Annotated in this window: 25 protein-coding genes; 10 read left to right on the top strand and 15 right to left on the bottom strand. The window is 53.7% G+C overall.

Annotated features, from left to right (window positions below; translation table 11 throughout):
• Positions 1-123: 123 nt before the first annotated feature.
• The 5 genes from KDM89_RS06415 to KDM89_RS06435 form a co-directional block, all read right to left on the bottom strand.
• A complete protein-coding gene (locus tag KDM89_RS06415; RefSeq protein ID WP_212687107.1) occupies positions 124-1,020 on the bottom strand; it encodes an SMP-30/gluconolactonase/LRE family protein in 897 nt (298 codons plus the stop codon).
• A gap of 40 nt (positions 1,021-1,060) precedes the next feature.
• Positions 1,061-2,422 (bottom strand): MFS transporter, encoded by a 1,362-nt coding sequence (locus KDM89_RS06420; protein WP_212687108.1) that lies wholly within the window; start codon positions 2,420-2,422, stop codon positions 1,061-1,063.
• 127 nt (positions 2,423-2,549) lie between these two features.
• Positions 2,550-4,124: an aldehyde dehydrogenase (NADP(+)) gene (locus tag KDM89_RS06425; RefSeq protein WP_212687109.1), complete on the bottom strand. Its 1,575-nt coding sequence runs from the start codon at positions 4,122-4,124 to the stop codon at positions 2,550-2,552.
• Positions 4,125-4,176: 52 nt separating this feature from the next.
• The gene (kdgD, locus tag KDM89_RS06430) at positions 4,177-5,094 is read right to left on the bottom strand and encodes a 5-dehydro-4-deoxyglucarate dehydratase (RefSeq protein WP_212687110.1); all 918 of its coding nucleotides are present in this window, start codon (positions 5,092-5,094) and stop codon (positions 4,177-4,179) included.
• A 141-nt stretch (positions 5,095-5,235) separates the two neighbouring features.
• Entirely contained in the window at positions 5,236-5,997 is a 762-nt protein-coding gene (locus KDM89_RS06435; protein ID WP_212687111.1) for a FadR/GntR family transcriptional regulator, read from the bottom strand.
• A 76-nt stretch (positions 5,998-6,073) separates the two neighbouring features.
• Here KDM89_RS06435 and KDM89_RS06440 point away from each other — a divergent pair, with 76 nt between their 5' ends.
• The 6 genes from KDM89_RS06440 (at position 6,074) to KDM89_RS06465 (ending at position 10,655) form a co-directional block, all read left to right on the top strand.
• Positions 6,074-6,973 (top strand): aldose epimerase family protein, encoded by a 900-nt coding sequence (locus tag KDM89_RS06440; protein ID WP_212687112.1) that lies wholly within the window; start codon positions 6,074-6,076, stop codon positions 6,971-6,973.
• A gap of 231 nt (positions 6,974-7,204) precedes the next feature.
• Positions 7,205-7,450 carry a DUF7661 family protein gene (locus KDM89_RS06445; RefSeq protein WP_212687113.1) on the top strand — a complete coding sequence of 82 codons (246 nt, stop codon included), beginning with the start codon at positions 7,205-7,207 and terminating at the stop codon, positions 7,448-7,450.
• 78 nt (positions 7,451-7,528) lie between these two features.
• Positions 7,529-7,987 (top strand): GNAT family N-acetyltransferase, encoded by a 459-nt coding sequence (locus tag KDM89_RS06450; RefSeq protein WP_212687114.1) that lies wholly within the window; start codon positions 7,529-7,531, stop codon positions 7,985-7,987.
• 49 nt (positions 7,988-8,036) lie between these two features.
• Entirely contained in the window at positions 8,037-8,558 is a 522-nt protein-coding gene (locus KDM89_RS06455; RefSeq protein WP_212687115.1) for a GNAT family N-acetyltransferase, read from the top strand.
• A 518-nt stretch (positions 8,559-9,076) separates the two neighbouring features.
• Positions 9,077-9,517 carry an inner membrane protein YiaA gene (gene yiaA, locus KDM89_RS06460; protein ID WP_212687116.1) on the top strand — a complete coding sequence of 147 codons (441 nt, stop codon included), beginning with the start codon at positions 9,077-9,079 and terminating at the stop codon, positions 9,515-9,517.
• Positions 9,518-9,830: 313 nt separating this feature from the next.
• Complete coding sequence (locus KDM89_RS06465; protein WP_212687200.1) at positions 9,831-10,655, top strand: mechanosensitive ion channel family protein; 825 nt, start codon at positions 9,831-9,833, stop codon at positions 10,653-10,655.
• Positions 10,656-10,742: 87 nt separating this feature from the next.
• Here the strand turns inward: KDM89_RS06465 and KDM89_RS06470 are convergent, their stop codons facing one another.
• The 8 genes from KDM89_RS06470 to KDM89_RS06505 are packed head-to-tail and all read right to left on the bottom strand — an operon-like array spanning position 10,743 to position 18,504.
• Entirely contained in the window at positions 10,743-11,198 is a 456-nt protein-coding gene (locus KDM89_RS06470) for a hypothetical protein (RefSeq protein ID WP_212687117.1), read from the bottom strand.
• 12 nt (positions 11,199-11,210) lie between these two features.
• Positions 11,211-11,468, bottom strand: coding sequence for a hypothetical protein (locus KDM89_RS06475; protein WP_212687118.1), 258 nt, complete (start codon positions 11,466-11,468; stop codon positions 11,211-11,213).
• Entirely contained in the window at positions 11,465-12,349 is an 885-nt protein-coding gene (locus KDM89_RS06480) for a ChaN family lipoprotein (protein ID WP_212687119.1), read from the bottom strand. The genes KDM89_RS06475 and KDM89_RS06480 overlap by 4 nt, the downstream gene beginning before the upstream one ends.
• A 1-nt stretch (position 12,350) precedes the next feature.
• A complete protein-coding gene (locus tag KDM89_RS06485; RefSeq protein WP_212687120.1) occupies positions 12,351-13,271 on the bottom strand; it encodes an ATP-binding cassette domain-containing protein in 921 nt (306 codons plus the stop codon).
• The gene (locus tag KDM89_RS06490; protein WP_230427702.1) at positions 13,235-14,320 is read right to left on the bottom strand and encodes a FecCD family ABC transporter permease; all 1,086 of its coding nucleotides are present in this window, start codon (positions 14,318-14,320) and stop codon (positions 13,235-13,237) included. The genes KDM89_RS06485 and KDM89_RS06490 overlap by 37 nt, the downstream gene beginning before the upstream one ends.
• The gene (locus tag KDM89_RS06495) at positions 14,320-15,225 is read right to left on the bottom strand and encodes a heme/hemin ABC transporter substrate-binding protein (RefSeq protein ID WP_212687121.1); all 906 of its coding nucleotides are present in this window, start codon (positions 15,223-15,225) and stop codon (positions 14,320-14,322) included. Before KDM89_RS06495 ends, KDM89_RS06490 begins: the two co-directional genes overlap by 1 nt.
• Positions 15,213-16,289 carry a hemin-degrading factor gene (locus tag KDM89_RS06500; RefSeq protein WP_212687122.1) on the bottom strand — a complete coding sequence of 359 codons (1,077 nt, stop codon included), beginning with the start codon at positions 16,287-16,289 and terminating at the stop codon, positions 15,213-15,215. Before KDM89_RS06500 ends, KDM89_RS06495 begins: the two co-directional genes overlap by 13 nt.
• Positions 16,282-18,504 carry a TonB-dependent hemoglobin/transferrin/lactoferrin family receptor gene (locus KDM89_RS06505; protein ID WP_212687123.1) on the bottom strand — a complete coding sequence of 741 codons (2,223 nt, stop codon included), beginning with the start codon at positions 18,502-18,504 and terminating at the stop codon, positions 16,282-16,284. The genes KDM89_RS06500 and KDM89_RS06505 overlap by 8 nt, the downstream gene beginning before the upstream one ends.
• 849 nt (positions 18,505-19,353) lie before the next feature.
• Here KDM89_RS06505 and KDM89_RS06510 point away from each other — a divergent pair.
• Positions 19,354-21,204 carry a hypothetical protein gene (locus tag KDM89_RS06510; RefSeq protein ID WP_212687124.1) on the top strand — a complete coding sequence of 617 codons (1,851 nt, stop codon included), beginning with the start codon at positions 19,354-19,356 and terminating at the stop codon, positions 21,202-21,204.
• A gap of 95 nt (positions 21,205-21,299) precedes the next feature.
• Here the strand turns inward: KDM89_RS06510 and dbpA are convergent, their stop codons facing one another.
• Entirely contained in the window at positions 21,300-22,685 is a 1,386-nt protein-coding gene (gene dbpA / locus KDM89_RS06515; protein ID WP_212687125.1) for an ATP-dependent RNA helicase DbpA, read from the bottom strand.
• 175 nt (positions 22,686-22,860) lie between these two features.
• Between dbpA and KDM89_RS06520 the strand changes: the two genes are divergently transcribed.
• Positions 22,861-23,385, top strand: a complete 525-nt coding sequence (locus KDM89_RS06520; RefSeq protein WP_212687126.1) for a hypothetical protein — start codon at positions 22,861-22,863, stop codon at positions 23,383-23,385.
• 88 nt (positions 23,386-23,473) lie between these two features.
• Here KDM89_RS06520 and KDM89_RS06525 read toward each other — a convergent pair whose 3' ends face one another.
• Positions 23,474-23,776, bottom strand: a complete 303-nt coding sequence (locus tag KDM89_RS06525) for a hypothetical protein (RefSeq protein WP_212687127.1) — start codon at positions 23,774-23,776, stop codon at positions 23,474-23,476.
• A gap of 565 nt (positions 23,777-24,341) precedes the next feature.
• Here KDM89_RS06525 and KDM89_RS06530 point away from each other — a divergent pair.
• Together KDM89_RS06530 and KDM89_RS06535 are read left to right on the top strand one after the other, a co-directional pair.
• Positions 24,342-25,403: a hypothetical protein gene (locus KDM89_RS06530; RefSeq protein ID WP_212687128.1), complete on the top strand. Its 1,062-nt coding sequence runs from the start codon at positions 24,342-24,344 to the stop codon at positions 25,401-25,403.
• Positions 25,404-25,447: 44 nt separating this feature from the next.
• Entirely contained in the window at positions 25,448-26,140 is a 693-nt protein-coding gene (locus tag KDM89_RS06535) for a FadR/GntR family transcriptional regulator (RefSeq protein ID WP_212687129.1), read from the top strand.
• Positions 26,141-26,169 lie beyond the last annotated feature (29 nt).

The raw sequence follows: 26,169 nt of genomic DNA on the forward strand, positions 1-26,169 counted from the left end.
TTAATTTAAGTGGTATGTTATCGTATAACTTGGTTTTTGGAAATATTGTGCTGAAAAGGTTTTGACGGCGGTCAGGTGGTATGCACACGCAAGGGGAATGCCCGCCGTCAAAACAAAACTGGTTCAGGCCTCCGCGGGAAACAGAGTTTCTGCAATACCTTGCGCACCGGGGCGGATTATCAGCGAGTGTCCGTTCCATGCATCCGCTGTCTGCGGATCCGGATTGATCGATGTGATAAGCATTTCATCCATATTGCTGCCGCCGAAGCTGCACATGGCCGGTTTTTTCATCGGCAGACTGATCGTGCGGTCAACTTTGCCTTCCGGTGTGAACCGAATTACAGCGCCGCCGTCATTGGCGCAAATCCAGTAGCAACCATCGGTATCAATTGCAGCACCGTCAGGACGACCTGCCATGCTGGTCATATCCGCGAAAACGCACTGACCATGCGGTGTGCCGGTTGCGGTATCGTAATCAAATGCCCAGATCAGCTGGCGTTGCGGATGCGAGTCAGACAGATACATGGTTTTGCCGTCCGGTGACCATGCCAGGCCGTTCTGCGTTAATAACTGACTGACAACCGGTGCAGATAATCCGGCGTCTGTTGTGTAGCGATACAGTTGACCGATATCGCGGGCTGCAGCCATATACATGAACATGGTGCCGCTCCAGTAACGACCCTGACGATCGCAGCGCCCGTCATTAAAGCGTATGCCCGGCCCTGCTTCCGGCAGCTTCGCCAGCAGGCTGGCGCTGACTGCCGGACCATCCTGCAGTATGAGATGGAAAATGCCGCTTTCCATCCCCGCGATCAGTGTACCTGCCGTTGTGAGCGCAATATTCGCAACCATTTCGGCGCAAGCCCAGGAGCGTGTCAGGCCGGAGGCGGGATCAAAGGACCAGATGGTCTTTCCCGGAATATCCACCCAGTACCAGCGTTGCTGATGCACGCTCCACAACGGGCTTTCACCCACAATGCAGGATTGCGTACTGACGATGTCAAAATTGTTCGGGTTCATGTCGGATCAGAATATGTTTGACGATAAGGCGATGGTGCGATCAGAGATCAGTAATATCTTTATGCGCCGGAACCAGTAATTTCATGACGGTCCATGCAACCAGATAAGCTACCGCGCAGAAAGAAAACATGATGGCGTAACCTGTCTGAATACTGCCCGCAGCTTTATAGTAATCAAACAGCCAGCCGCCTGTTTTTGAAACCAGCACGCCACCCAGACCACCAGCCATACCACCGATACCAACAACGGAAGCGACCGCTTTTTTCGGGAACATATCCGATACTGTGGTAAAGATATTGGCAGACCATGCCTGATGCGCAGAAGCGCCGATACCGATCAGTAACACCGGAACCCATGCGCTGATGTAACCGAAAGGCTGGGCCAGTAATACGACGAGCGGGAATAAAGCGATCAGTAACATAGCGCGCATACGGCCTGTGTACGGTGCCATGCCTTGTTTCATGAAATACGCTGGCAGATAACCGCCGCCGATACTGCCCACCATGGTCATGCTGTACAGCACGGTCAGTGGCAGCACGATATCGGTTTTTTGCATTTTGTACTGCACTTCCAGATACTTTGGCAGCCAGAACAGGAAGAACCACCAGACACCATCGGTCATGAATTTACCGAACACAAAAGCCCAGGTCTGACGGTAAGTCAGCAATTTCAGCCAGGATGTTTTTTCACTGGTGACGGCGCCCGGTTCTGCCGGTGCGTCGTGTTGCTGAATATATGCCAGCTCTTCCTTGCTCATACGGCGCTGATTTTCCGGTTTGGCATACAGCATTTCCCAGAACAGCATCCAGACAAAACCCACTGCACCGATGGCAATGAATGCTGTCTGCCAGCCCCATTTTGCTGCAATCCAAGGCACTGTCAGCGGTGCCAGAATGGCGCCGATATTCGCACCGGAATTGAAAATGCCGGTAGCAAATGAACGTTCGTGCTTAGGAAAATATTCTGCAGTCGCTTTAATTGCCGCCGGAAAATTACCGGCTTCGCCCAGCGCCAGAATTGCGCGTGACAACATAAAGCCAGCAACGGAAACAGGAACCACTGCCAGACCAAGTGCGCTCAGCACATTGACCGTCGCTTCACCGGCAGGAATCGCGAACGCATGCATGACAGCGCCCAGCGACCAGATGATAATTGCCAGCGTGTACGCTGCTTTGGTGCCTATCTTATCGATCAGACGTCCTGCGAACAGCATCGCGATCGCATACACAAACTGAAAAACGGCGGTGATATTGGCGTAATCGGTGTTAGACCAGCCAAATTCTTTACTCAGATCCGGCGCCAGTAAACTCAGAACCTGGCGGTCGAGATAATTGACTGTGGTGGCAAAAAACAAAAGGGCGCAGATAGTCCAGCGGTATTTGCCGATAGAAGTTGAACTCATCAAGATGTCTCCATATAACCGATACTTGCACATCTGTTGTGTGTGCTTTTCGTGACCAGCCGGATGTCCGGGCAGGATATGGCTGGCAAAAACCGGCGGACAGCTTTGCGCTATCCGCCGGTTACTTTTACAGCTTCAGTTTTCCATCCACGGTACGCATCAGCTGCCACGGATTGTGATCCTGCAGACCTTGCGGTAACAATGCAGCAGGTACAGCCTGATAGCAGACAGGGCGCAGGAAACGGTCGATGGCAGTGGCGCCGACAGAAGTACTGCGGCTGTCAGACGTCGACGGGAACGGGCCGCCATGCACCATTGCGTGACACACTTCCACACCAGTCGGGAAGCCGTTAAACAGAACCCGTCCTGCTTTGGTTTCCAGTTTGTGCAGCAATACGCGGGCTTCGTCGTAGTCGGCTGCATCAGCGTGTATCGTGGCTGTCAGCTGACCTTCCAGATGGGAGGTGACTTCCAGCATTTGTGCCATATCGTCACACAGAATGATCAGTGAAGAAGGACCGAACACTTCATCCTGCAATGCGTGGTTACGCATGAATGTCTCTGCATCACAAGATGAAATCATCGCGCAGGCAGTATTTGGTGCTGAACCCGGTAAACCTTTACCCAGAACGCTGACCTGCGGCTGTTGCTGCAGTTTGTCGCAACCGGAGGCATACGCACTGTAAATACCCGGTGTCAGCATGGTTGCGGCTGCTTTCGCAGCAACTGCTGTTTTAGCCGCTTCGATGAACTGATCCGCTGCCGCACCTTTTTCCAGCAATACGAGACCAGGATTCGTACAGAACTGACCTGCACCCAGCGTCAGGGAATCAATAAACTGCTGTGCCAGTTGTGCTGCTTGCTGAGAAAGGCTGTTTTTCAGCAAATACACTGGATTGATTGCACTCATTTCGGCATAGACCGGAATCGGTACTTTGCGTGCATTGGCAGTGTTGACCAGTGCCAGACCACCGTTACGCGAACCGGTAAAGCCGACAGCCTGAATCACAGGATGTGCCACCAGTTGCTGGCCGACTTCCGCACCCGCACCAATGACCATAGAGAATGTGCCTTCCGGCATATTGCAGGCGATGACCGCTTTCTGAATCGCACGTCCCACCAGTTCAGATGTACCCAGATGCGCGTTGTGTGCTTTCACGACCACAGGACAACCGGCAGCCAGCGCCGACGCAGTATCACCACCGGCGACCGAGAATGCCAGCGGGAAATTGCTGGCGCCGAACACAGCAACCGGGCCCAGCGGAATTTTCTGCATACGCAGATCCGGACGCGGCGGCGTACGTTCCGGCAGCACGGAATCCAGCGTCGCGTTTAACCAGTGGCCGTCACGCACGACCTGTGCGAATAAGCGCAACTGATTGACGGTACGGCCACGCTCACCTTCAAGCCGAGCCACTGGCAAACCGGTTTCCAGATGCGCGCGGGCGATCAGAGCAGGGCCGATCGCCATGATCTGATCCGCGATTGCTTCCAGAAATGCAGCGCGATCAGCCAGAGTGGTCTGACGGTAAGCGTCAAATGCCTGATATGCGAGCACACAAGCGCGGTCCGTGTCATCCGGTGTGGCGAAGCCGTAAAACGGCTCCATTTTTTCACCGGTAGCCGGATTGATCGCGTGTGTGCCGCCGGATTTTCCCATGACCTGCTGGTGACCGATCAGCATTTGTCCTTGCAATTCCATACTTCATTCTCCGATAAGGGACCGGCAGGTGCCGGGAAAAAATTGTTGTGTATCAGACTGCTTGCGAGCCTTGTTTCAGGATCAGCTGACGCAGCATTTCATCTTCTTCCGCTGTCAGATCTGTCAACGGTGCACGTACCGGACCAGCGCTGTGGCCTACCAGACGGGCACCGGCCTTGACGATACTGACCGCATAACCGGACTTACGGTTCCGGATAGCCAGATATGGCAGGAAAAATTCGTCGATCAGGCGGTTGGTGGTGGCGTGATCATCTTTCGCGATCGCGTGGTAGAAATCCATCGCCAGCTTCGGTACAAAGTTGAAAACGGCGGAAGAATACACCGGTACGCCCAGTGCTTTGTAGGCTGCTGCGTAAACTTCAGCAGTCGGCAGGCCGCCCAGATAGGTCAGACGGTCGCCCAGACGGCGCCAGATCGATACCATCAGTTCGATATCGCCGATACCGTCTTTAAAGCCGATCAGGTTAGGGCAGCGCGCAGCCAGCACTTCCAGTGAGTCAGCAGTCAGGCGGCAGATACCACGGTTATAGACAACCACGCCAAAGCTGACCGACTTACAGACTTGTTCGATATGCGCGATCAGTCCATCCTGGCTGGCTTCTGTCAGATAGTGCGGCAGCAGCAGAATACCGTCTGCCCCCAGACGTTCCGCTTCCTGTGCGCAAGCGATGGCATGACGTGTGGAACCACCTGCACCCGCCAGCAGCGGTACTTTGCCACGGCAGGAATCAACAGCAACGCGAATGACATCGCCGTATTCTTCACCGCTCAGAGAGAAAAATTCGCCTGTACCGCCGGCAGCAAACAATGCACTGGCTCCGTAAGGTGCGAGCCATTCCAGACGTTCAGCATAAGTCTTGGCATTGAAGTTACCTTGCTGATCAAAGTCAGTCAGTGGAAATGACAATAAGCCAGAGGACAGGATTTTTTTCAGTTCTTGCGGATGCATGATGTCTCCAAAGGTTAAGGGCAGTGGTGTGATGTCTTTGATGAACGGGAATGCCGTGTGTGATCAGTTTTAGCGTTCATTCGTACGACATCGTACAACTGATTTTTGAATCATGCAATCACTTGCCCGGAAAAATTCCGGTCAGCCGGAATTTTTCTGAGATTCTTCGAATTTTTGCTGTGCCATGCGCAAACGCTCGCGGCTGTTACTCAGGTGCGTACGCATCGCAGCCCGTGCACCTTCGGGATCTTTGCGCAGAATGGCGTTATGAATATCTTCATGCTCGCGGTTGACCCGCTCCAGATAAGCATTACCGGCTTCCTGACTGATGGCGGCAGAATCCAGTCGTGCACGCGGAATCAGTGTGTTGCCAAGATCCGACAAAATATCCACAAAATAGCGGTTGCCGGTGGCTTTTGCGATCAGCTGATGAAAACGCATATCTGCATTGACGGAAGCGGAATCGCGCGGAACGTGGCGCTGAATATCTTCAAATGCGCTGGTGATCGCCGTCATTTGTTCTTCTGTACGACGCGATGCGGCCAGCCACGCTGCTTCGGTTTCCAGGCTGATACGCAATTCCAGAATATCCAGTACATCACGCACGGTGACGATGGCATCCTTTTGCAGACTCAGCGGATTGGATGCCGGTGGTTCCTGAATAAACGTACCGACGCCGTGGCGCGTATGCACCAGTCCGGCTGCCTGCAAGTGCGAAATTGCTTCGCGCACCACAGTGCGGCTGACTTCATACAATTCCATAATTGCTGATTCGGTCGGGAGTTTCTCTCCCGGTTTCAGAATCCCGCTGCGGATATTATTCGTAATACTCTCTGCAAGACTCTGTGACAGGCTTTTATGGCGGCGTTTTGTATTATTTGTAATTAAAGCTGGCTTTTCCATGCACGGATCTTTGTAGGGGAGGGGTTAGTCAAATGATTGTAGCGGAAAAGCCTGCTTATATGTTGTATGATGTCGTATGATTAAAATAAGTCGTTCACAGACAAGTTCTATGGTTCCGGTACTGTTATATACCGCAGGCGGCGCGCAGTGCACGATATTGCGTGAAGGTGCGAATCTGGTGTCGTGGATACCGGCAAATGGTGGTGAACAATTGTTTATCAGCCGCTGCTCCGGTTCAGTTGACGGTTTGCCGGTGCGCGGCGGCATCCCTCTGGTATTTCCGCAATTTGCTGAAATGGGGCCATTGCCAAAGCACGGCATTCTGCGCAACGTCAACTGGGACCTGATTGCCATCAGCAGCCAGCCAGACTGCGCCAGTGCCACCCTGCAAACTGAATGCCGTCCGTTTTCTTACCCCGGCTGGCCTTATGCTTTCCGTGCCAGACTGGTGGTTGAGCTGCAGGATCACTCTGTATTTCTGCAATTCAGCATTCAGAATACCGGCACACAGACTTTTGCATTTCAGTCTGCCATGCATGCCTACCTGCGGCTGCCCGGTGGCACGCCGGCGGATATTCTCGGCTGCATTCCTGCCAGTTATTTTGATAAACAATTGCAGAGCTGGTGTGAACCAGCGATGTCTGCACCCGTGCATATCAATGCTGCTACCGACCGTATTTACCAGTCGCCCGCAACCCGCTTGCAATGCCAGTCGGGCGTGACCCGACTGACGCTGCAATCCGGCGGTTTTCCGGAAACGGTGATCTGGACGCCGTGGCGTGAAGGCGCAGCTGCGATACCGGATCTGGGCGATGATGAAGGTGATCAGTTCATATGTATAGAACCGGCTGCCATCTATCAGGCACAACAACTTGCCCCCGGCAGCCAGTGGCAGGGGCGATTACGCTTGCTCGCTGAAACGGCTTCGGAACCTGACCACGAACCTGTACCCGCATCGGAAAGCACGCAACCATAATCGCTGTTCAGATGTTGCTCTGACGGGATGCAAATGCCCGGAAGCTTTCTGTAAGGCTGCAACAGGCCATTTTTTGCCATTTTGCGGATTCCTGCATACCAATCTGGCGGTCGTCGGCAGAAAGTCCGGCTCTCCGGAAATCACAAATGACGATATTTGCACAATCGCGATATATTGACGCATGTTTGTCATTACGCTAATGTGAGCAGCCCTCTCGTTGTGAGCATGCTTATGAACGCACCGGCCACCCGTTCCGTACAACTTCGCTTCCGCGTTTTCGTCCATCTGATTACCGTGACCGGATACCCCGGAAACTGGCAGGCATGGCTGACCGGTAATGAGGGTAAGCGTCGTCCGGCAGATTGCTGTATTCCGCCGGACTTGCAGCAACACGAATTGCAGGAATATCTGGCGGATGTCTTCCATGAAGATGCCACGCCGCGCTATAACGAAGTGCTGCTGCTGAGCAGCGAATAATCCCGATTTTTACAGCCACAGGTTGCCGGATCGCTTTGCAGCGACTGCCTTCCTGCAGTGGCCAGAACAATTTTCAATATGACTTATCAATTCAGAGCAGCAAGCCCTGACGATATTCCTGCCTGTATCACGCTGCGCGGTTTAACCCGCGAAAACCCCGCAACGGCAGAGCGGCTGGCGGAGCTTGGCGTCACGGTGGAATCGTGGTCAGCGCAAGTGCGCAATCAGGAACTGACCGGCATCATTTGCATGCACGGCGCAGAAATGGCCGGCTATTGTTTCGGTGACCTGCAAAGCGGAGAAATCGTCGTGCTGGCGCTGTTGCCCGCATATGAAGGGCAGGGCACAGGCCGACGCTTATTGCATGCAGTCATGCTGCAATTACAGCACGCTGGTCACCAGCGTCTGTTTTTAGGCTGCAGCCCTGATCCTGCTGTACGTTCTCATGGCTTCTACCGCCGACTTGGCTGGAAACCCAGCGGTAAAACCGACAAACTCGGCGATGAAGAACTGGAATATTTTTTTGAGTCGCACTGATACTGCATGCTCTCAATGAACCAACAATAAACGTTCAACGCTTAACACAATGACGCAAGCTGCCTTTCAACTTCGCGCCGCAACCGGGGCCGACCTTTCAGCCATCGCCGCACTCAGCCAGCTGGTCTGGCTGCACACTTACACGCCGGAAGGCATCAATGCAGACGTAGCAGATTATGTGTTGCAGGAATTCACGACAGCCAATACCCGCCAGCGTTTTGAAGATCCGAATCAGCATTATCTGCTGGCCGAAGCCGACGGCAAGCTGATCGGCTATCTGTTGCTGCAACTGAATGCAGCCTGCGAAGCCGACGCCGGTTGCAGCGCAGAGATTGCGCGTTTATATGTGATACCGCAATTTGCCGGTAAAGGTGCTGGTCGCGCCTTACTCAGCAAAGCCCGTCGTTTTCTGCAATCACGCGGACACCATGCACTGTGGCTGACCGTGTATGCGGGCAATCAGGCGGCGATTGGCTTTTACCGGCATTGCGGATTTACCCACACCGGCGACACCTTCTTTCAGCTGGGCGAACAGCAGCACGCTAACCTGATTCTGCAATGGCGTTTCTGAGCAGACATTGTTCAGACGCCGCAGGCAGCTGACAGAATGATGCCTAGAACTCATTTCATCAATAGCCACGAGTGCGAACGCGAGGTGCCGGGAGGCAGTGCGCGGCGCCGTTGCGCAGCACAGGCTGGTGCCTGTGCAAGCGACGCAACAAAGCAATGCGCCCGGCACCTCCGTTCCCGGAGGGTTTGTCTCATAGTGCACGCTGGACAGCGTTGGACGCGTTGTGAATAGCACCGCTATTCACTGCCTCGCCCGCCTTGCCAGCCCGCGCTATGAGACAAACGCATCTCGCGGGTATTTATGAAATGAGTTCTAGTAATCCACTGCATGCGCTTTATCCGTTTTTTCTGGTATCCGGTAAGAATTCAACGTAAAACCATTGACATACCCGCCAGTTGACTTGAACCATCGCCCGCATTACGATGCCAGAGTATTGCCGTATTGTTAAGGTTTGCGCTGATTAAGCAGAAATAAATCCGCGTCACGGCAAATTCCAAAACAGAACAAAGGAGTCCAGTATGCAAGTGCAGTTTCAACGTCCTACCGGCGCATTTATCGGTGCCGCATGGTGCGCAATGGCCGTCGGCGCAGTCGCTTACCTCGCAGGCTTGTGGAATTCCAGCATGCAACTGAATGAACAAGGCTATTACTTCACCATTCTGATGTATGGCTTGTTCTCAGCAGTATCTCTGCAAAAATCCGTACGCGACCGCTCAGAAGGCATTCCCGTCACTGGCATTTACTACGGCCTGTGCTGGACCTCGCTGGTGATTGCTATTCTGCTGATGACGGTCGGCTTATGGAACGCCACCATGGCAATGACAGAGAAAGGCTTTTATGCGATGTCATTCTTACTGAGCCTGTTCGGTGCCGTCGCTGTACAGAAAAATATCCGCGACGCTGCGCTGTTCGACAAAATGCATCCGCAGGCGGGCTATAACGATGAAAGTCAGAACTGAAAAACCCATTCCTTACGGAAAGAAAACGCATGAAGAGGGATTTCCAGACGGAAGTCCCTTTTTTATTGTCTTGCGGAAATGCTTTTGCCTGTTACGTAGCATCCTGTAATGCTGCTGCAGGATTTGCAATTGTTTGCGTCTTATAAACTTTGCAAACATTGCAAACAAATATTGTTTTTGCATTGTTTCCTGTTTGTTCACACTATATAACTTCTGTGTTGATGAAAACGATCAGCCCCGCTTTGCAATGGCGGGAAACACGGTGGTGCTTCGCATCACTTCAATAATCACACAGAGGAAAACAGGTGCAATGATGGATGGTGTACAACTGAACAAACTGCAGGAAACGGCAATGAATATCGCGACGGAATTCGGGGTCAAAATTCTCGCGGCGATTGCGTTCTGGGTGATAGGCCGCTGGCTGATTGCTAAAGTGGTGGCGGCGGTACAAAGCTCGGCGCAAAAACAAAAAGTCGATGCGACCGTGATGCGTTATCTGGGATCGGTGGTCACGGTTACGCTGAATGTGTTGCTGGTGATTGGTATTCTTGGTTACTTCGGCATTCAGACCACGACGTTTGCAGCACTGATGGCAGCAGCCGGTGTGGCGATTGGTATGGCGTGGTCCGGCTTGCTGGCGAACTTTGCAGCGGGTGCATTCATCATCGTGCTGCGTCCGTATAAGGTCGGTGATTTTGTGACGGTGGCGGGTGTGACAGGTACGATCAAGGAAATTGGTTTGTTCACGACATCGATTGATTCGCCGGACAATGTGCTGGTGGTGGTGGGTAATAACAAAGTATTCGGCGACACGATTCATAATTACTCCAGCAATCCGTATCGCCGTGTGGAACTGAAATGTCAGTTGTCCGGTAAAGCAGACAGCACCGCCGCCATGTTATTGCTGCGCGAAAAACTGCAAACCATCCCTAACGTGGTTGCCAGTCCATCGGTAGAAGTTGAAATTCTGGAATTTAATCTGGTTGGACCCGTGCTCGCGGTTCGCCCGTTCTGTCATACCGATCATTACTGGCAAGTCTATTTTGATGCGAACCGTATGCTGGCAACATGCCTCGCCGAAGCCGGTTTCCCTGCACCAATGCCTGCGCAACAAGTGCTGGTACAGCAACTGGGCTGATAATCCGTATCGCTCAGTCCCAAAGCTGAGAAATAAAATAAAAAGCCCGGTATTTTCCGGGCTTTTTATTTGCTGTGATTTTTTCCTTTAGCGAACCGGATAGAATTTTTTCAGATTCCTGTGGCGGTTCTTAAAAACCATGTTAACAATCAGTGTCACCAGTGGAGTCATCCAGTACATGCGTGGTGTAAAGATCAGTTCGTCAATTACGCTGCAGCCGTTTTCAGTTGCTGTCACCAGACGCCGGTGCTGCCAGTGTTTATTATTCCACGATGACGATGTTTCGATAAATTCACGCTCTGCAGGGAATACGATTTTTTCAAAGGAATGACGGTCGATAGGTATCAGACCGAACAGCAACACCCAGCTGGCAAATAAAGTATTGTCACCCCGCCAGTCCTGCAACTGAATCTGACGGTAATGCGGCGGTGCCGTCATGCGCAGCCATGGCCCCATTTCCTGACTGATGGTTGCAATCGACTGGCGTTTCCAGAACAGGTCCGGATCAACGATGATGTCAGTCTGAAAGCGCAGTTGTTGCATGCTTAGTCCGCCTTAATGGGTTTTCTTAATGAAAGGTTTGACGTTTTGTACCGCCTGATACTGGTGGCGGCTGTAATGTTCATGATCTTCCATGTTTAGCTGCGCCTGCGCAAGCATATAGGTCAGTGTACGAAAGGTCTCTGTCTCCAGGCGCAGGGACAGATTTTGTACTGCCAGATGGACGATGCCGCAGTCTGCACAGTATTTGACATCACCGATACTGCTGCTGGCCAGATTCATATGCTGGCACGGATTACTGGTTTGGCTCATGTGGTCTCTCCGGGTTTGGTGTTGATGGTCATGCCGGCGCAAGGATCGGGCCGGTTTTGCGTTGGCAAGGGTGTTTGTGTATCCGCAGAGGCGGCAGATACGGCGGATTCTGAAAACAGATGGCTGTGGACTGATTCAGCACCGGCGAAACGCAGCCAGTACGCCACGCCAATGTCTTTACGCACATGGCCGTTACCGGCAATCAGGATACTGCGGCGGCTTTGTTGCAACAGTTTTTCTGTCATCACGATATCTCTGGCGATCTGGGCTTTGGCCATTCCGGCAGCCATGCTCAGTGGTAATTGCCCGCAGTGAGCTTTCAGCACTTCTTGTTGCTGCGCCTGAACAACAGCGTGATGCGGTGAGCTTGCTAAATCGTCTTCGCTCAGTTGCCAGCGTTTGATATCCGCTTCCGCCAAAACGGCGCGGTAGCCTTCTTTCATGACACGGCGTGCATCGCTGCGTGACAGATTGCCAGCGACCAGAGGGAGTTTCTGATCCAGCGCCAGTTGAATCAGTGGTGAGTACAGCGACCATTGCCATTGCAATCCGGGCTTTTTCAGTGTTTGCAGCAGGCAGTCTGCCGTGCTGCAAAGGCGCTGTGCTTCGTCCAGTGCAGTTTGCTGATCGGTATCGAACTGCTCCAGTACCAGTGCGGTCGGTTGATTTGTTGCCAGTTGCTGGCGGATAACAGCGAGTCTGGCCTGATGGCCTGCTGCATGATCATGCACTTCGCCCAGCAGCAGATAACGCGGCGTGACGGTTGCCGCCGCGCTGACAGGGGCTTGCGGCGTCGCCTGACAGGCAGTCAGCAACCCAAGGATAAGTGGTAATACTGCAGTAGTGATGATTTTTTTGTTAACACTAATATTAATTTTCATCTCATGACCCCTGGTGTGCCTGTGATTGCTGCTGGCGGCAATGAAAAGAAATCACCGGCGCTGCGATTTTTTTCCGACGGTGTGGCGGAATGCAGTGCAGTACGGTTTCACCATCGGCGCTGCGTAACACTTGCCAGCCGGTCTGATACAGCTGTTCCAGTTGCGGTACAGCCTGCAGCGTGGCCGGGCAATCGGCCATTAACTGACCATCCCTGATCATCCAAAGGCGTTCAAAATACTGTAGCGCCTGATTCACATCATGCAAGACTGCAATCACGGCATGGTGACGCTCGCTTGCGAATTGCTGTAAGCGATGCAGTAATTCAGATTGCAAACCAGGGTCCAGTGCGCTGACCGGTTCATCCACCAGAATGATCGCTCCCTGCCTGTCCCAGAGCTGGGCAAATACCCGTGCCAGTTGCACCCGCGCCTGTTCACCGCCGGAAAGGCTGTTGTACTGACGCTGCAGCAAGTGAGCAGCTTCCGCCAGTTGCGCTGCCTGACGTACAACTTCCTGCTGATGCGAGTCAGCATCACGCGCAATACGTCCCAGCGAAATCACCAATTCTACCGGCAAAGAAAATGCCATCTGATGACTCTGCATCAGTACTGCACGATGCTCTGCCAGTGCTTGTGCTGAGTACTGTTGAAAGTCTTCGCCATTCAGAAATACGGATTTGTGCAGCGCTGGAAGATCGCCGGATAAGGCTTTCAGCAGGCTGCTTTTCCCCGCGCCGGAAGGGCCGAGAATCGCGATGCGTTCGGCACCGCGTACCTGCAGCACAAACGGGCCCATCGTCGCTTGACCCTGTTGCCAGCCTGCGCAACGGATCATCAGTCTGGCGGCAGTCTGTTGTTCGTTCTGAATCGAGTGCATATCCGCTTTCAGTAAAGGCGCTGGCGGCTCTGGTACAGCAGCCACAGTAAGACCGGACTGCCGCATAAGGCAGTCAGAATGCCAACCGGAATTTCAGCAGGCAGCGCCAGAGTACGTGCCAGCGTATCAGCCAGCAGCAGTACCAGAGCACCGGACAACATCGCACCCGGTAACACAATGCGCTGATCCGCCCCGCGTTGCATACGAACCAGATGAGCGGCGATCAGACCAATAAAACCGATAGCGCCGCACCAGGCCATCACCACACCGGTCAGCACTGCCACCGTCAGAATTACACGCCAGCGCAAGGCTGCAATATTCACACCGCTGTGCGCTGCGGTCTGCGCACCCAGCGACATTGCATTTAAGGCTTGTGCTGTGTGTTTTAGTCTGTGCAGCGATAACAGCAGAATCATGCTTAACGCCAGCAATGCAGGCCAGCTGGCTGCGCTCAGCGAACCCAGTGTCCAGAACGACAAATTGCGTAACTGCTCGTCGGTACTCAGATAAGTGCAGATACCGATGACCGCTGCCGCAAGCGCATTCATCGCAATACCGGTCAGCAGTAATCCGGTAACTGAACCCGGCGTCAGCCAGCGTGCGACGGCATCCAGCAATAAACAAGTCAGCAGTGCGCCGCTGAACGCCGCCACCGGCAGTATCCAGCCGCGTAAAGCCGGTGATACCGGCCACGGCAGATTGCCGATAAACACGATGCTTAATGCCGCGGCGCAGGCAGCGCCGGTGGTAACACCCAGTAAGCCGGGATCAGCCAGCGGATTGCGAAACAAGCCCTGACATAAGCCTCCGCTGTAACCGAGTGCCGCACCGGCCAGTAATGCAAACAATACACGCGGCAGACGCATAAACCAGAACACATACAACTGACTGCTTTGCATTGCGGACGGCGCTTCTGCCAAGCCCAGCCAGTGTTGCAGCGCTTGCAGACTGGCATCAGCCAGCACAGGCCATTGCAGATGCACCGCACCGGCCGCCAGGGCAGTCATAATCAGTAAGGCACTCAGCAGTGAATACAATGGCCAGTGACGTCCGCTGCTGACTGAACGATGCGCTGCGGTAAAAGCCATTGCCATCAGTTGCTCCGCTTGCGCATTTGCTGCTGCGCCGCTTCGCGCAGACTGTTCACCGCTTGCGGCAGACGCGGACCGAAACCCAGCATCAGCATAGCTTCCTGCACCACGACGCGCTGATGGCGTGCAGCCGGTGTTTGCGCCATGCCGGGTAAGCTGAGCAGTGCAGACTGATTGCCGAGCGTCTTAACGCCTTGTTCTGTCGCGATCAGCAAATCCGGCGCACTCTGAATCAGGGCTTCTGCATTGATGGCTTTGTAACCGCTGACATCTGCAAAGGCATTCTGCAGACCGGCGTATTCCATGATGGTGTGCGCATGGGTATCGCGTCCGGCCAGCATGACTTGTCCCGGTGCATGGGCCATCACAAATAATGCGCGCGCTTTGGTCGTTGGTTGAGCGGCGGGGTTTTGTACCTGCGCCCATTCCTGCGTCAGTTGTTGCTGCAACTGCTGTGCCTGCGCTGGCCGCTGCAACAATTGTCCGAGCAGGGCGATGGTGCTTAGTAAATCTTTAAAGCTGCGGATTTCCGGTATCTGGTGGACGCGAATGCCTGCGCCTTCAATCTGACGTAATACCGCAGACGGTCCCGCTTCATGGCTGGCAATCACCAGTTGCGGGCTCAGGCTCAGGATGCCTTCGGCAGATAATTTGCGGGCATAGCCTACATTCGGCAACTTTTGCAGCGATGCCGGAAAGTTCGATGTGGTATCCACGCCCGCAATACCTGCTTCACCCTGCAGCCTGACCACAATTTCAGTGATCGCACCGCCGATACAGACGATACGTTTCAGATTGCCGGATTCGGATTGTGCGGATGCGGTTTGCCACAGCGCAGGTGCAGCACCCGCGATTCCGAACACACCTGCCTGCATCAGAAAACGACGGCGTGGATTCATGCTTTGCATAACAGATGCTCCGTCCGCATTTGATCCAGCAGGGCACGCCATTCGCAGCGTTCCGCCTGTCCCGGTTTTCGTTCACCAAACAGCATACAAATCAGTTCGTGATGTGCATCAAACAATTCCAGCGAGCACACCAGCCCGTCCGTCGTTGGTTTGCGCACTATCCATGCTTCCGCAATCAGATCAGTACGCAGATGTAAATTGAAGCCGGCATCCAGCACATTGATCCACGGGCCTGTAGGCAGCACCTTGCTGACAGGGCCGCTGTGAATCTGAATCATGCCGGCATTGCCGGTGAATACCATAATCGGTACTTGCTCTTGTGCAGCGGCCAGTAAAACATCACTGGCGGCGGCAGTATCCAGCTGTTCCGCATAATCAACACCGGCTTCGCGCAACGCCAGTGTGCGGCTGATCTTAAACTGACGCAGCATACTGAAAAAGTCATGCGTATCACGCAGTGAACGCCAGGCATCACGGAACGCAGCATTGTCAAAATTGTCGGGCAGAGTGGCCTCGGCGCGCGGTGCGGCAGCCTGTATCTGCAATGGCGCGGCATGGTCATCGGCGAAAGCCATGATCAGTGCATCAAATGCCTGCAGATTGCTTTCCGGTTGCAGAAAAATTTTGTGTATCGCTACGCCGCTGCGGTCAAAGAATTGCAGGCTGCGCTGCGTGCCGTCGGCCAGTTCTTCCTGAACCGCAAAGCCACTGCTCCAGTGCTGATAAAAAATCCGCAGATCGATATCACCCGCCAGCACCAGACCGGTCTGGCCGTTGACGCTGCTGTGGTGATATACCCCTTTTTTCTCATGCACACAGGCTTCATTACGGGTTAAGGCCATCACCTTGCCCAGCGTTTCCACCGTTTTTATCAGATCCGGCCAGCGCGCTTGCAGACGTACTGCACGCAGACTGATCGCGTCATCATCTGTCATCACGCCGCTGTGCGCTGCAATCAGTTCTGCTTCGCTGATACCGAGTTCCAGCGCAATATCGCGGTGCCGCTTTTTCTGGGCGCGGCGCATTTCGGTAAACAAACGGGGAATGTTCAAGCTGTTATTCATGGCTGCTCCTGAAGTCGTAACGTAAGCTGAGAAGGAACTGGCGTCCCGGTGCGGTATAAGCATCTTTCACGGTGCTGCTGTCGGCGACGCCGCGCACATCGGCCCAGCGCCAGTATTTGCGGTCAGTCAGATTGCTGATCTGCGCCTGCAGCGTCCAGCCTTGCGCCAGTTTCCATGCAGTGCCGATATCCAGCGTCGTGAATGCACCCGGTGCGAAAGCCGGTGTGGCAGCCACCGGAATATCCGACAAGGCTTTGCCGCGCTGATGCTGAATCTGCAGCCAGCCGCTCAGTGCATTCTGGTTGTAATGCAGCGTGGTTTGCAGCCGGGCCGGATTGATGGTTTCCAGCGGATCACGCTGGCTGCCTTGTGTCGTCTCGCCGCGCCCCTGCGCCCATGCGCCCTGTAAGCGCCAGACCGGATCAATTTGCCAGTCCAGTCGCAGTTCTGCGCCGCGTATCGTGGCTTGCTGCAGATTGATGTACTGAAAAATCATCGGATCGCCCGGTCTGCCGCTGCCGCCGGTAACTTGCTGTTTGATGAAGTCATCATAAGTATTGCGGTACATCGCCCACTGATAACGCAAGCCTTTAACCTGACCGCGCATACCCAGCTCCAGACTGTGCGCAGTTTCCGGTCGCAAATCCGGATTACCACGGGTTTCGTAACCCATTACCGGATTGCTGAAACCGTTATTTACCTGATCCGGCGACGGTGCGCGGAAGCCCTGTGCGATCTGGAAATAAGCCTGATGTGCCTTTTGCAATTGCCATACCAGCCCCAGACGCGGGCTGACTGCCTGATCACTGAGCGTAACGGTTTTACCGCTGTAACCGGCCGCATCCGGACTCAGCTTGTAATGATCGAGACGCACACCGGGCTGAATGCGGAACGTACCGGCTTGCCAGTCTCCCTGCCAGAACGCACCGGCGACGGTGTACTGCGTATCCGGAAACGGTTTGGAAGGGAAGGTTTCGCCCGTCGGCGGCGTCACGCCATCGCGCAGCGCTGAAACCTGCGTACGGCTCCAGTCCAGACCATAACTGACCGGCGCACTGGCCATTTCGCCCTGAGCAGTTGTAGAAAAATGCCAGCCACGGTTTTCATAATGGTTATCGCGCACACGATCAGGATCGGTGTAGCGGTCTTCCAGACTGAACTGACGCGCTGACGATTTCTGATAACTGAGCCGACTGTCTGCCTGTTGCAGCCAGCGCAAACCGGCAGGTTGCCAGCGGTGTTCGAGTGCAATTTTGTCACGCCGCGTTTCATCATCGGCAGTTAAACCAATCACGCTGTTGCTGCGATATGGCGCAGTCGCGCGGCCGCTCAGCACATTGCTGTCAATTTCCTGTCGCAGTGCTTCCAGCGTGATGCCAAACCGTTGTTGCGGATGGAATTGCCACTGACTTTTTGCCAGCAGATAGCGGCCACTGGTATCGGTAGGATTCGGTTTGGTACGGCGGCTGTCCGGGCTGGCATCATCGCCCTGATTCGCCACTTCATGCCCTGTGCGGCGGCTGACGAAGATTAAGTTTTTCGTTTCACCAGCCTGCCATGCCACTGCGCCGCTGCTGAACCAGCTGCGGTCCAGACTGCTGTAACCACTGCGCAGAAAACCACCGAAACGCTGCTTTTCAGAAATAAAGTCATCCGGATCGATAGTACGGAAACTCACCGCGCCGGCCAGACCATCACTGCCATGCTGCATCGACGCCGGACCGCGCAGCACTTCCACCGACTTCAGCGCATCCGTATTCAGATACGCACCGCGACCGGTACTGAACGCACCGAAACTGAAACTGTTCGGCAACGGTACACCGTCGCTCATCAGTAAGACCTGATTGTCTTCCAGACCGCGGATATTGATGCTTTCCTGACCGGCACGACCAAATGCACTGCCTGCCGCCGTAAAACGCGGCGTCGCGGCACGCACGCTCAGATCCGGTTCCATGCTGAACAAATCCGCCAGCCGTCCGGTTTGTGCGCGTTCTATCTGCTCGGTTTCGCTTTGCGTTACCGTCACGGCCTGCTGGCGCCGGTCACCGGCACTGCGAGTGGTGCGCACATGAATATCCTGCAAAATCTGCTCAGGACGCTGCTGCGCCTGTTCCATTTCCTGCGTGGTAATCGTGGTCTGCACGCTTTGTGCGCCTGCAGATAAGGGAGTCAAGGCCAGCGCAATTGCCGCCGCCATCGAAGTTTTCTGAATCATCTTCTTTCCTGAAAATTTCAAATGTGGCTGGCACAGGGCTGGCAATCCGGAGAAAGGTCAACAGGAGAATGGCTGCTTCACCTGTGAGGGCAGGGAAGCAGCCACCGAAAGCTGCACCGTATCGCATTGAATTGCGCTGAGCCGGGAAGAGTGAGGGAGATCCCCGGCCTGTTCAGCACAACAGCGCCTGAGTAACAGCGGAGCGTGTTGACCCATGACCAGTGCAACGACAGCAAACAACATCACACCGGCGATCATGTGTATGCATTATAAATGCGAATCATTATCATTTGCAACAAAGAAGTGAATCTTTCTTTCATGATGCAAATGTCACTGCCAATCGGATGAATACGGAGGAGCGGACCATGAACAGCAATCCGCGAAGAACGAATCAACAGAAGCAGGAGAGTACGCTGAGGTCAGCGCAGAGCTGAGCGAGTCAGAGCGGCTCATCGCGGGAAGATAAACCAGCAAGTTGCAGCTTTTCCCTGACTGTATTTCAGGCTGGCGAGCCAGTTCAGTCCACCAGCACACCTCATCCGGCTCAAAAACCCTGTTTTACACCCCAAATGCCGATTTCAGCATGGCAATCCGGCGGTCGTCGGCAGAAAGTCTGGCTGTCCGGAAAACATCAATGCGGATATTGGCATAGTAATTTCCTTGTGAAGGGTATGTAATCTGCGGTTCTGACATGTCAATTTACTTTCCAGTGCAGGGGATTCTGTTGCTGTCGCTGCAGCGGGAGGTGAACTGGCAGGCGTGGCACGATGATTGCAACTGACTGCAAACGCGCTCTCCAGCGTGTTTGCCGCGCTGCCGGTAACCTCACCTTGATGAAGGAAAATGAACATGGTTGCGACTACATTTATCATCAATAACAATCAAAAGCTTTATACGCCAGAACAAATCTGGGTCAGCTTTGACGGTAGTATGACGACCTCCGATACGGTGGGCGGGATCGCTTGCACAGACGCCAGTTGGCAGTCGTTTCAACTGAGTGCGATGCAGGCTGAAGTCAGCCTTCCTTACTTCAGCAGCAACCCGCTGCAATACACATTTTCACTGGATAATTTTAACGGGCGTATTTATGTGAACTATGGCGCCGCTGCATTAACGGCTTCGCCAAATCCGGGGCAGCCGGGCAATGTGCCTTACATCGTTTTTGAAGCAACGGTGTTGCCAAGCAATTCGAGCAATATTGATCTTTCTTACGTGGATGGTATTTCAGCCGCTGCAGGTACTATGCTGCGGGATGCGACGACAGGCGCAGCCTTGCTTGCCACTTCGGTCAATCCGGTCAGTGCCAGCCCGGAAATTGTCAGTCTGGTCGCAGCGCAGGTTCCTGATGCAGTGATTTCGAATGAGAACGGCATTTGCCGGATTATGTCAGCTTCCGCGTCACCATCCAGTTATCACGACTGGACTGCATTGCTGGCTGCGCTGCAAACCTCAACCAGCCAGACACCGTTAAATATTGCCGATTACACCAGCCCTGCAACCGGGCTCCCGGCAAAATCTGAGCTGAACGGTGTGCTGTTTGGTTACTCCGGTGCGCCTGCCATAACGGGACAATTAAGTGGATTCGATCAGCAGCAAAGCTATACATTAACGGCAACATTTCAGGCAGATCTGAATCCTGACAGCGATCCGACTCTGACCAGTCTGGAAATTCCCCAAGGAACAGCAGGCGTGCTGATGACCGGCAGCGGCACGGTGAGCGGAACGTTTTCGATCTACATTACGAATGCCGCGATGAATGCGGGAACAGGTATTTACGGGAATAATCCCGCCTATGTTGTTGTGCCATCGGAAAGCACTCAGGGAAGCGCGTACGCGACCAACGGAATTTATAACGATCTGAGTGGACGCATCGTCGGCGATCTGATGGCGGGGATTGTCTTCGGCTGGAGTAACAGCGCAACCAATATTGCGGATCATGCGAAGAACACAAATACGAATTTGTACGGCATGATATTCAGTGCGGATACGGTTTCCGGAATCAAGACCGGTGAGCTTTTCTTTCTGCTTTCGCTGGCAGCCACACAGGGAAAACTAAGTCATTGGATAGGTGCAGGAATCAGCAACAATCCGCTTGAATACGATCCGTATTTGTATGCAGTTTCTCAATACACTTATGCCTATGCCAGCGGATTTACGGATCGCTTGCAAGGATTTGCGAATCCCGACACATACTGGTACACCAGCAATCCACCGGCGATTCCGTGGAATGCGCAAGAGAATTTTCCGCTGATTGGTTTTGTACAGCTGACACTGGGTGCAACAGCAATCGACTATACCATCGACTATACCGTACAAGCGAATCAAGCCTGGCAAGATACGGGGCTTGCAGTGCATGCGGATAGCAAAATAAAGGTAGAGTATTTGTCCGGCAAATGGACTGCTGATCCGTATACCAATAACGGGAACTTATATGGCGCAGCTGGCTGCCCCGGACTCATCATGACGCAGCCTGGTTATCCTTCGGTCGATGCTGACCTGCAGGCGAACATGGGTGCTTTGATGGGACGCATCGGCGGAGAGGGCGGAAAAGTCATACTAATCGGCGATGGTCCGGTAAGTCTGCCTGCAGGCTATAGCGGAAATCTGGAGTTATGTATTAACGACGATCTGAAAGGACATTACGGCGCCGGTCTGACTGACAATCAGGGGGCAGTCTGCGTTTCAATTCGGCTTGGTTAAATGCCGGATCGAATCTGGAAAATCTAAGATAAAAAGGGAGCTGATATCAGCTCCCTTTTTATTAAATGCTAAACGGCGATCAACCCGCGTTCGCCTCAGCCCACCATGCGCATACGGAACTGGCGGCCTTTGATCTGGGTGCGGGACAGGCGTTCCAGTGTGTCTTCGGCGATGCTGCGTTCGATGGCGACGAAGGTGACGAAGTCGCCGACGTTGATTTTGCCGACTTGCGCTTTTTGCAGACCGAGGTCGGCGCACAGTGCGCCGAGCAGGTCGCCGGGGCGCATTTTGTCTTTTTTACCGGCCTGAATACACAGCGTCATCATCGGTGCCTGCAGCGGGGCATCGTTATTGATGTCGAGGCTGTCCAGCTCCAGCCATTGCGCCTGTTCGCCGCTGTATTCTTCGATATTACGTACCCATTTCTTTTCGCCGGGCGTGACCAGTGTCAGCGCCAGGCCCTGTTCACCGGCGCGGCCGCTGCGGCCAATGCGGTGGATGTGTACTTCGCTGTCTTTCGACACATCGACATTAATCACAGCGCCGAGATTCTGAATATCCAGACCACGTGCGGCAACGTCGGTTGCGACCAGTACTGAGCAGCTTTGATTGGCGAAGCGGATAAGTACTTCATCGCGGTCACGCTGTTCCATGTCGCCATGCAGAGCCAGTGCGCTGATGCCTTGTGCATGCAATTCTTCGGTTAATTCGCGGCAGTGAATTTTGGTATTACAAAACGCAATGCTGGATGCAGGCTGATAGTGTTGCAGTAAGCGGCCGACGGCGGCATTGCGCTGTTCCGGCGTGGTCTGAAAAAACCATTGCTGGATTTGATTTGCGCTGTGTTGTACTTCGACCTGAATTTCTTCCGGCTGATTCAGCAATTGTTCGCTGGCGGCGCGGATGTCATCCGGATAGGTTGCCGAGAACAGCAGCGTCTGACGGCGTGGCGAGCAGGCAGCGGCGATATCGTAAATATCATCGTAAAAGCCCATGTCCACCATGCGGTCTGCTTCATCCAGAACCAGCGTCTGAATGGCATTCAGTCGCAGCGTGCCACGGCTGATGTGATCAATCAGGCGACCCGGCGTACCAACGACAATGTGCGCACCGAATTCCAGCGAGGCGATTTGCGGACGCATAGGAATGCCGCCGGTCAGCGTGACGATTTTGACGTTCTCGATACGGCGCGCCAGACGGCGTAATTCATTAGCGACCTGATCGGCCAGTTCGCGCGTCGGACAAATCACCAGACCCTGTACTGCAAAGTAAGTCGGGTTCAGCTTATTCAGCAAACCCAGCCCGAATGCCGCCGTTTTACCGGAACCGGTTTTTGCCTGTGCAATCAGATCGCGTTGCTGCAGGATGACCGGCAAGGCCGCCGCCTGAATCGGCGTCATTTGCTCATAGCCAAGGCTGGCCAGATTGTCGAGCAGGGCGGCTTGTAAGGGAAGGGAACTGAAGGAGAGTGTGTCTGACATGGAATGCTTTACAAAAACTGGCAGGCAACAGGCCCGCCGAAGGCGGTATTGTAGGTGATGTGGGGCGCTTCTGCGGCCTTCTTGCAGAAAGAATGCATTGCTCTGAGGGAAATATCTTGCCAAACACATATTGCAGGTGTATGTTCGCGCTTGTTATCACTTTGTGCATATTTCAATGCGTAAAATTCAGATTTCAGCGAAGGCTTTTGCGGTACAGGCGGTGGTCAGGTTTGTTCTGACTGAATTGCTCACGTTCTCTGCATTTATGGCGGTGTTTTACTCAGGTGTGCTCAGAGGACACCGGCCAGCGGGAGCGGAATTGGCTGGTTTGGTACTGGCGCTGTGCTGGCTGGGCTGGCGTGCGCTGCGGCAGCTGAAAGAGTGGCGCCGTGATCCGGCAAATGGTGATGCGCCGGTGCCGTCCGGACAGGCGTATGCGATGGTGGAACGTAAGCTGCTGGTGATTCGTCAGGGCATGTTTGAGACCCGCATTGATCTGACAGCAGACACGATGATTGCAGTGGAGCAAATCGCGCCGGTTTCGCTGGTTACTTCGGGTGCGGAAAAAGGTTTGCGTATCCGCCTGAATCGCTGGATGTCGTTTCGCCTGACTGGCGCTGTACCGTATGTGAATCAGCTGATCAGTGATATCGCGCAGTATCGCGTTGTCGATACAAAGTACACCGCGCTGACAGCCTGATCTGAACGCTGTCTCCCGACAAAAAACGCTGGCTTGGTATGCCAGCGTTTTTTATTTGTGCAGGCAGATCGCTGCGTGAAGGAAAGGATCAGCTTTCCAGTAAGTGCCGCTTGCGCGCAAAGCGCAGCATCAGGCCGCCACCGAGCAGTGGTGTGATTGCCATCGCCCCCAGATACAGGTTCACATGCGCTGTCTGTTCCAGTGTCGGCGGAAGAAACACGGCGCATATACCCAAAGTTAGTAATTCGGCGAATACGGCGCCGCTGATAAATGCCAGTGTGATACGGAAGGCTTTACGCGGTGCGTTGAAGGCCAGTGCAATAAAAAAGATGCAGGCCAGCAGCAGTGCGCCTGCAGTTGATAGCAGTATCAGTGAAAACAATGGCGCCATTGGCTTGTCAGAAAATTAAAAACAAGCGCGATGATACCGGATGTGTTGTTTTTGATAATGCTGAAAAGCTGGAGTAAACCGTCGATTTTGGGCAAACGGGCTGACTTGCAGGGCAATTCGGATGAACGGCGCTGCATCTGCTTGTCATATACGATCGGGGAAGGCGGTGAAAGCGCTGGTCACTCTGCAGAAATCGTCATTTCACTTTCACGGAGGCCCGGACTTTCTGCCGACGACCGCCGGATCGCTATGCCAGACTCCGCATTTAGGCCCGAAAATGCCCGTTTCGGGCTCCGTATGAAGCGAATGATTACTGACAACACCGGATGTTGCGGGTGATCAGCTAAGGCAATGCACACGACAAGACATACTGGCATCCTAGGCTTTGCGGCTACGAAAATCTGAACGGCGTACCTTGCTGGCTTCTTCTGTATCTTTATGGCTGTTGCGCATCAGAAACAGGCACAAAAAAAGATGAAGATTTAGCAGTTCAGATATTTGACATCTTACATCAGATCTGAGAAGATCATTCTCAACGGTACTTTCTCTATACACGGATTATTTCATGATGAAGTCTGAAACCATGCTTCCAGCACTGCCAGTGGCGGTGGTCAGCGGTGCCAGCGGGCAAAGCGGCACACGCTTGTTTGCCGGACTGGGCAGCGCCGGTCAGGCATGGTTCGGGCTGGATGTCACGAATACGGGGGCTGGCTGGGTGTCGCTGGCACCTTTTCCGGCGGAAGCACCGCAGCAAGCCGCTTGCGTGACGATACAGGATCGTATCTTTGTGCTGGGAGGCAGTATTCTGGATCAGCGCAGCGGATGCATGCGTCAGAGTACCCGCATCTGGGCTTATGACATGCTGCAGGATGTCTGGCATTGTATGCCGTTTGAACAGCACAGCGATTTTCTGGGCGCGGTTGCGTTTGCCGATCCGCAGCGCGGTCTGATGGTGGCCGGTGGTTATCATCGTGGTCAGTTTGATGATTTTTGCATTCGTATGAGCAGCCTGACAGCGGAAGATAAAGAGCGGTTCCGTTCAGATTACATGGCACGGGAAATCGCCGGTTTCCACTGGAATACAGGCTTGCGCCGCTTCGATACGCGCACGGCCTGTCTCGATGTCATTGCAGAAAATCCTTTACTGGCGACTTGCGGCAGTGGCCTGATACAGCAGTCTGATCTGGCCTGGCTGATTTCGGGTGAAGTCAAACCGGGCTTGCGTCGTAACGCTGTGGTTTGTCTGGATACATCAAACTGCGAAGTGCTGGCAACAGAGCAGGTCAGTGGTGGTAAGGTGTTTGGACAGGGCGATGGTGTTGCATCGCCGTTTGCGGGGCTGTTACAGCAAACCCCGCTGTTTGCCGGCGGAACGTACTTTCCCGGTGCTGCGAAAAACTATCAGGCGGGCAGCCTGTTCGCGCATCGGGGTCTGGAAAAACGCTGGTCAGACGAATGCTTCGTGCGGACTGGAGAAGGCTGGCAACTGGCAGGAAATCTGCCCGCTGGTCGTGCGCACGGATGCAGTTTTGTACTTCCGGAAGGCATTTTGCTGACCGGAGGTGACAGTCAGGATGGCGTACCGGTGCTGGAAAACTGGTTGTTGTCAGACATGTCAGTTAATTAGAAAATAATGACTCTTATTTAAAATTCTTACAGTCCGAGGTCGATATGGCGACAAAAATTCCTGCATACAAATTAGCGCAGGGCGAAATTAAGCAGTACATCGAAAAGAATAATCTGCGTGAGGGTGATGCGCTGCCACCGGAAGGTAAGCTGGCGGAAGAACTGGGGATCAGCCGCCCGTCGCTGCGTGAAGCGGTGAAAGCGCTGGAATCACTCGGCATTATTGAATCACGCCATGGCGAAGGCATTTATGTGAAGCCTTTTACCTTTGATTCGATTCTGGAAAATCTGCCGTATTCGATGATTACCAATGATTCACAAATCAGCGATCTGCTGTATGTGCGGACGTATTTAGAAGTCGGGGCGCTTGCTTCTGTGGTTAAAAATATTCAGCCGGAAAACACACTGAAACTGCGTCGTCTGGCAGAGAAAATGCTGGAAAAAGCACGTCAGAATGAAAGTTTTGCAGACGAAGACCGCGAGTTTCACGCGGAAATGTACCGCTGCCTCGACAACCGTTTCTTGCTGGCGCTGATTGATTTGTTCTGGAATATCTTCAATAACATGCTTAAACAAAGCGGACCGGCGAATACGGATCCGTGGGCAGCTGAAGCGACTGCCAATGACCATCTTTCTATCGTGAATATGCTGGAAACCAAAGATGAAGCCGGTTTACTGAAAGCCCATCTCGGTCACTTTGAATCCATCTTTAAACGATATCCCAAAGGAGTTGCATGATGCGTTAGTCCGGATAGCGCATCGGGCGA

It is taken from the genome of Cognatundibacterium luofuense, assembly GCF_018139685.1.
In the GTDB taxonomy this organism is placed as follows: Bacteria; Pseudomonadota; Gammaproteobacteria; order Burkholderiales; family Burkholderiaceae_D; genus Undibacterium; species Undibacterium luofuense.

What these genes read in the sequence shown, in the direction of transcription:
- KDM89_RS06415 (WP_212687107.1), bottom strand. Translation starts at nt 1,020, where the DNA reads ATGAACCCGAACAATTTTGACATCGTCAGTACGCAATCCTGCATTGTG.
- KDM89_RS06420 (WP_212687108.1), bottom strand. Translation starts at nt 2,422, where the DNA reads ATGAGTTCAACTTCTATCGGCAAATACCGCTGGACTATCTGCGCCCTT.
- KDM89_RS06425 (WP_212687109.1), bottom strand. Translation starts at nt 4,124, where the DNA reads ATGGAATTGCAAGGACAAATGCTGATCGGTCACCAGCAGGTCATGGGA.
- kdgD (WP_212687110.1), bottom strand. Translation starts at nt 5,094, where the DNA reads ATGCATCCGCAAGAACTGAAAAAAATCCTGTCCTCTGGCTTATTGTCA.
- KDM89_RS06435 (WP_212687111.1), bottom strand. Translation starts at nt 5,997, where the DNA reads ATGGAAAAGCCAGCTTTAATTACAAATAATACAAAACGCCGCCATAAA.
- KDM89_RS06440 (WP_212687112.1), top strand. Translation starts at nt 6,074, where the DNA reads ATGATTAAAATAAGTCGTTCACAGACAAGTTCTATGGTTCCGGTACTG.
- KDM89_RS06445 (WP_212687113.1), top strand. Translation starts at nt 7,205, where the DNA reads ATGAACGCACCGGCCACCCGTTCCGTACAACTTCGCTTCCGCGTTTTC.
- KDM89_RS06450 (WP_212687114.1), top strand. Translation starts at nt 7,529, where the DNA reads ATGACTTATCAATTCAGAGCAGCAAGCCCTGACGATATTCCTGCCTGT.
- KDM89_RS06455 (WP_212687115.1), top strand. Translation starts at nt 8,037, where the DNA reads ATGACGCAAGCTGCCTTTCAACTTCGCGCCGCAACCGGGGCCGACCTT.
- yiaA (WP_212687116.1), top strand. Translation starts at nt 9,077, where the DNA reads ATGCAAGTGCAGTTTCAACGTCCTACCGGCGCATTTATCGGTGCCGCA.
- KDM89_RS06465 (WP_212687200.1), top strand. Translation starts at nt 9,831, where the DNA reads ATGGATGGTGTACAACTGAACAAACTGCAGGAAACGGCAATGAATATC.
- KDM89_RS06470 (WP_212687117.1), bottom strand. Translation starts at nt 11,198, where the DNA reads ATGCAACAACTGCGCTTTCAGACTGACATCATCGTTGATCCGGACCTG.
- KDM89_RS06475 (WP_212687118.1), bottom strand. Translation starts at nt 11,468, where the DNA reads ATGAGCCAAACCAGTAATCCGTGCCAGCATATGAATCTGGCCAGCAGC.
- KDM89_RS06480 (WP_212687119.1), bottom strand. Translation starts at nt 12,349, where the DNA reads ATGAAAATTAATATTAGTGTTAACAAAAAAATCATCACTACTGCAGTA.
- KDM89_RS06490 (WP_230427702.1), bottom strand. Translation starts at nt 14,320, where the DNA reads ATGGCAATGGCTTTTACCGCAGCGCATCGTTCAGTCAGCAGCGGACGT.
- KDM89_RS06495 (WP_212687121.1), bottom strand. Translation starts at nt 15,225, where the DNA reads ATGCAAAGCATGAATCCACGCCGTCGTTTTCTGATGCAGGCAGGTGTG.
- KDM89_RS06500 (WP_212687122.1), bottom strand. Translation starts at nt 16,289, where the DNA reads ATGAATAACAGCTTGAACATTCCCCGTTTGTTTACCGAAATGCGCCGC.
- KDM89_RS06505 (WP_212687123.1), bottom strand. Translation starts at nt 18,504, where the DNA reads ATGATTCAGAAAACTTCGATGGCGGCGGCAATTGCGCTGGCCTTGACT.
- KDM89_RS06510 (WP_212687124.1), top strand. Translation starts at nt 19,354, where the DNA reads ATGGTTGCGACTACATTTATCATCAATAACAATCAAAAGCTTTATACG.
- dbpA (WP_212687125.1), bottom strand. Translation starts at nt 22,685, where the DNA reads ATGTCAGACACACTCTCCTTCAGTTCCCTTCCCTTACAAGCCGCCCTG.
- KDM89_RS06520 (WP_212687126.1), top strand. Translation starts at nt 22,861, where the DNA reads ATGCGTAAAATTCAGATTTCAGCGAAGGCTTTTGCGGTACAGGCGGTG.
- KDM89_RS06525 (WP_212687127.1), bottom strand. Translation starts at nt 23,776, where the DNA reads ATGGCGCCATTGTTTTCACTGATACTGCTATCAACTGCAGGCGCACTG.
- KDM89_RS06530 (WP_212687128.1), top strand. Translation starts at nt 24,342, where the DNA reads ATGATGAAGTCTGAAACCATGCTTCCAGCACTGCCAGTGGCGGTGGTC.
- KDM89_RS06535 (WP_212687129.1), top strand. Translation starts at nt 25,448, where the DNA reads ATGGCGACAAAAATTCCTGCATACAAATTAGCGCAGGGCGAAATTAAG.